Here is a 1,028-nt window from a genome sequence, read left to right on the forward strand (position 1 = left end):
TGGTCGACCCTACTCCGAAGCGACGTGTCCGGCGTTCAGCAAGCCTGGGATGAGGATCGGATCCGCAGTACCGCAAAGCGGATGGGATATGACCTCGCGAAGATCGTGGTCGTCGACGGCAGAAGTAATGACCGCCCGTTGGCGGGGCTGAAGACCACGATCACCCGTCTCGAAATCGAGGCGGTATTGGCACCGAGTCTGGCGCATTTCCCCGGCGAGGATGTGCCGGCCGTGTTCAGGAGGTCTATGCCCGCGGCGATCAGGGTGGGGCCGCCTGCTACCAGGCCGCCGATGATGCCGCCGGCGGGGACTCCGGCGACGCCGCCGGGGAGGCAGCCGAGGGCGATGGTGGTGATGCAGCCGACGGCGAAACCGATTATGCCGCCGACCAATGCGCCGACCTGACCGGCTACCGAGAGCTTGCCGCTGAATTCGTTGAGGGCCTTCTGGTCCTCGGTCGGGGAGGCGATGGGCTGGAGGGGGAGCGGCTGGGTGGGGAGTCGTGTTCCGGCCGGTTTCGTCGGGGTGATCTCGAGGACGGTGTCGTCGTTCTTCGCGATCGCCGCGACCGGGATTCGGACGTCGCCGATTCGATAGTCGAGGGTCGGCGACAGGACGGTCGCGCCGGTGTCGTCCTTGATGGTGGCCACCGGTGTCTTCGGGGCTTCGGGGGTCGCGCCGTCCTGCTCGCTCAGCGCGAACTTCGCGCCCCGCAGCGAGGCCACGACCGTGGTGCCGACGACCTTGAGCGAGTACTTGATCCCCGGATCGGCGGGGTGGCCGGGACGGCGGGATCGGCGTGCGCCGTGCCCGTGCCGGCGAGCAGTGCGCCGGTGATCAGTACGGCAGCCGAGGTGGTGCTGCGGAGTTTCATTCGATGTCCCGATCCTTCGTAGGGGCGTCCACGCCGCCGTTGCCACCCGAGAGACGTTGTCCACACGTGAGAGACCTTGTCCCGCAGGGTGATTCCACAACGATCGGTGGTGATGGCGGTGCGGCCTACGACTACCCGGCGGCCGCCTAGTACT

General features: G+C 67.4%; 1 protein-coding gene. It reads right to left on the reverse strand.

Going from position 1 to position 1,028, the window contains the following annotated elements; all coding sequences use genetic code 11:
* Positions 1 to 35 precede the first annotated feature (35 nt).
* The gene (locus tag NS2_RS35680; protein ID WP_500862377.1) at positions 36 to 938 is read right to left on the reverse strand and encodes a DUF8020 domain-containing protein; all 903 of its coding nucleotides are present in this window, start codon (positions 936 to 938) and stop codon (positions 36 to 38) included.
* Positions 939 to 1,028: the final 90 nt, after the last annotated feature.

The sequence above is a fragment of the Nocardia seriolae NBRC 15557 genome, assembly GCF_007990715.1.
GTDB classification, from domain to species: Bacteria; Actinomycetota; Actinomycetes; order Mycobacteriales; family Mycobacteriaceae; genus Nocardia; species Nocardia seriolae.